The 3,376-nt window shown below is 72.7% G+C and carries 5 protein-coding genes; 1 reads left to right on the forward strand and 4 read right to left on the reverse strand.

All coding sequences use genetic code 11. The features are described 5' to 3' along the window. The 3 genes from Q0112_RS17440 to Q0112_RS17450 form a co-directional block, all read right to left on the reverse strand. The coding region (locus Q0112_RS17440) for a glycosyltransferase family 2 protein (protein WP_297977281.1) at positions 1 to 595 on the reverse strand (595 nt) is incomplete at its 3' end. Between the two features lie 33 nt (positions 596 to 628). Next, positions 629 to 940: a type II toxin-antitoxin system RelE/ParE family toxin gene (locus Q0112_RS17445; protein ID WP_297977282.1), complete on the reverse strand. Its 312-nt coding sequence runs from the start codon at positions 938 to 940 to the stop codon at positions 629 to 631. Continuing rightward, complete coding sequence (locus Q0112_RS17450) at positions 937 to 1,173, reverse strand: type II toxin-antitoxin system ParD family antitoxin (RefSeq protein WP_297977283.1); 237 nt, start codon at positions 1,171 to 1,173, stop codon at positions 937 to 939. Before Q0112_RS17450 ends, Q0112_RS17445 begins: the two co-directional genes overlap by 4 nt. A gap of 228 nt (positions 1,174 to 1,401) precedes the next feature. On the opposite strand from Q0112_RS17450, the gene Q0112_RS17455 reads away from it, so the two are divergent. Continuing rightward, a complete protein-coding gene (locus Q0112_RS17455) occupies positions 1,402 to 2,304 on the forward strand; it encodes an ROK family protein (protein WP_297977284.1) in 903 nt (300 codons plus the stop codon). A 158-nt stretch (positions 2,305 to 2,462) separates the two neighbouring features. Here the strand turns inward: Q0112_RS17455 and fliI are convergent. Then, positions 2,463 to 3,376 (reverse strand): flagellum-specific ATP synthase FliI (gene fliI / locus Q0112_RS17460; RefSeq protein WP_297977285.1); only part of this gene is annotated, 914 nt, incomplete at its 5' end.

A 3,376-nucleotide genomic window follows, 5' to 3' on the forward strand; every position in this document is an offset into this window, starting at 1 on the left:
CGATCACCTTGAAGGCCCGCACCCCGCGCACGTCGCTCATCGGGTCGCGCGCCCGGCGCAGGTAGTTGCGCAGCACGCCCCCCGCCGGCGCCGCCTGATGCCCCGACCGCCCGAACATGTGCCAGGGCAGCGACACGTTCACCGCCTCGCCGAGATGCGCCAGCGCCTCGGGGATGCTCGCCGCCCGCTTCGGCACCAGGAACTCGTCGGCGTCGATGAAGGCCATCCAGCGAAACGCCCCGCCGAAGTTGCTCGCCGCATGGGCATAGGCCAGCACCTGGTTGTGGATCTCCCGCCCCATACGCGCGTCGCTGAAGAGCTGCGCCCAGGGCACGACCGTGCATTGCTCGCCCAGCACCTCGCGCAGGATGCCGACCGTCCCGTCCGTCCCGCCGTTGTCGTAGACGAGGACCTGCCGCACCCCGGCCCGCCGATGGAACTCGGCCCATTCGCCGATGTGCCGCGCCTCGTTCCTGACGATCAGCGCCACCGCCACCCCCTCCCGCCCCGGCAGGGGCGCGGGCGGCACGATCCCGATCTTGCTGATCTTGCCGAGCGCCGGCAGCTTCCAGAACATGCCCCCGCGATAGAGCATCCCGCGCGGCCGGGAAAGGGCGTCCGGCCCCGGCTACTCGCCCTCGATGCGATCGGCGAAGTCGAGCGCCGCGAGGTTGCGGCGCTCGTGGATCACCGCGATGACGACCGGCCGATCCGCCTCGATGACGTAGAAGATCAGGTATCCCCGGTGCCGCAGCGAACGGAGCCCGGCAAGGAACGCGCTCCGCCCGCGCCCCATGAGCGGGAACTCCGCCAGCCGCTCGATCGCCTCGACGAGCCCCTCCAGGAAGTCGCGGGTACGCTCGATCCCCCAATGGTCCTCGCCCCAGGCACGTATCGCGAGCAGATCGGCCCGCGCCCGGGGCTTGAGCGCGACCTTCACGCCGGTCCGGTGCCGCGGTCGAGCAGCAGGGCGCGCAGATCGACCTCCTCGGTCGGCTCGCTGGCGGCGGCGACAAGATCCCGCCGCAGGAGGTAGAAGGCCGTCGCGCCATCCTCCTCCATCAGCTTGCGCAGGCCGGCCCGGACGACTTCCGAAAGGTTGGCGTAGACGCCCGCCTTCACCTGCCGCTCGGCATAGTCCTGCATCGCCTCCGGAAGCGAGATATTGGGCACGTCCAAGCCTCCATGTCTGCACTCGGATACTATATGGCGAACCTGGCCATCCGGCAAGCGACGGGCGCGGCGCCTCGAAGGCGGACGACGGGAAAGCCGGCTTGGCGGCCGGTTCACCCATCCCCGGTTCCCCGAGCGAAACCAGCCACTTGCCCCCGCTCCCGGCGGATCCGTTGCGCCGGCGGCAACCTCTCCGTAATACTTTCCGGAAAAGCCGGGGGAAGCGCGATGCGACTGGGTCTCGACTACGGCGGCACCAAGATCGAAGGCATCGTGCTCGGCCCCGACGGCGGCGAGCGCGCCCGCGCCCGCGTCCCCACCCCGCGCTTCGACTACGAGGGCGGCCTCAAGGCCATCCGCGGTCTCCTCGAGCGCCTGGAGGGCGAGGCGGGCGGCCGCATCGAGCGCGTCGGCATCGGCGTCCCCGGCTCGGTCGACCGCGCGACCGGCCACGTCTCCAAGGGCAACTCCACCTGGCTGCACGGCCGCGACCTCCGGGGCGATCTCACCCGCGTCCTCGACCGCCCGGTGAAGATCGCCAACGACGCCAACTGCTTCGCCCTCTCCGAGGCGGTGGACGGCGCCGGGGCCGGAGCCGAGGTCGTCTTCGGCGTCATCCTCGGCACCGGGGTCGGCGGCGGCATCGTGGTGCACGGCCGCCTGGTCGAGGGCGTCAACGCCATCGCCGGCGAATGGGGGCACATCCCGCTCCCGGCGCCGCTCGACGACGAGCGCCCGGGCCCGCTCTGCTCCTGCGGCATCGCCGGCCACGTCGAGGCCTGGCTCGCCGGGCCCGGCCTCGCCGCCGACTACGCCCGCCGCCGCGGCCCGGCCGCGGGGGAGGCCCCGAAGGCGCAGGATGTCATCGACCGCGTCGCAACCGGCGACCCCGTCGCCGAGGAGACCCTCCGCCGCTACGAGGAGCGCCTCGGCCGCGCGCTCGCCGTCATCGTCAACGTGCTCGACCCCGACGTCATCGTCCTCGGCGGCGGCCTCTCCAACGTCTCCCGCCTCTACGAAACCGTGCCGCCGCTGATCCGGCCGCACGTCTTCGGCGACCGGTTCAACACCCGCCTCGTCCCGAACGTCCACGGCGACAGCTCGGGCGTCCGCGGCGCGGCCTGGCTCTAGCGCCGCGGGACGAGGAAATAGGGCGACGCCGTTTCCAGCGTCGCCCGTCTCGGCCAGGTCCCGTCACCCCTCACTCGAAACACCCCGTACGGGACCGGCGGTCCGACTTGTCTAGCCGCTCAACCCGACGCTGCGCTACCTGCCTTTTTAGACACGTTTCACGATGAAGCGGCGGCGCCCGGAGGCCGCTCGCCGAGCACCTCGGCCAGCCGGGCGAAGCTCGCAGCCACCCCCTCGGGCGCCCGCTCGGAGACGAAGGCGTCGAGCCCCGGCCAGAGCCGGATCGCCTCGTCGATCGCCGGGTCGCTGCCCGGCGCGTAGAGCCCGGTCTGGATCATCAGCGCCGCGTTCTCGTAGGCGGTCAGCACCCGGCGCAGCCGCGCCAGCATCTCGTTCTCCGCCGCGCTCGCGATCCCCGGCAGGCTGCGCGACACGCTGCGGCGCACGTCGATCGCCGGGAAGCGGCCGCGCTCGGCGATGCCGCGGTCGAGCACCACGTGGCCGTCGAGCACGCCGCGGGTGATGTCGGCGATCGGCTCGTCCATGTCGGAGGCGGCGACCAGCACGCTGAAGACCGCCGTGATGTCGCCCTTGCCGAACGGCCCCGGCCCGGCGCGCTCGCAGAGCGAGGCGATGAGGTTCGCCGTCGAGGGCGGGAAGCCGCGCAGCGACGGCGCCTCGCCGGCGGTCAGCGCGATCTCCCGGTGCGCCTCGGCGAAGCGGGTGAGCGAATCGAGCAGCAGGAGGACGTGCCTGCCCTGGTCGCGGAAGACCTCGGCCACCGCCATCGCCATCCAGGCGGCGCGCCGCTTGATGAGCGGGGCCTGGTCCGAGGTCGCCGCGATCACCACGGCGCGCGCCATCCCCGCCGGCCCGAGCACGTTGTCGACGAAGTCGCGCAGCTCGCGCCCGCGCTCGCCGATCAGCGCATAGACGACGATGTCGGCCTCGATCCCGCGCGCGAGATCGGCGAGGAGCGAGGACTTGCCGACGCCGGAGCCGGCGAAGACGCCGATGCGCTGGCCGCGCGCCACCGGCAGGACGGTGTCGAAGACCGCGAGCCCGGTGGCGA

The organism is uncultured Amaricoccus sp. (assembly GCF_937858865.1).
In the GTDB taxonomy this organism is placed as follows: Bacteria; Pseudomonadota; Alphaproteobacteria; order Rhodobacterales; family Rhodobacteraceae; genus Amaricoccus.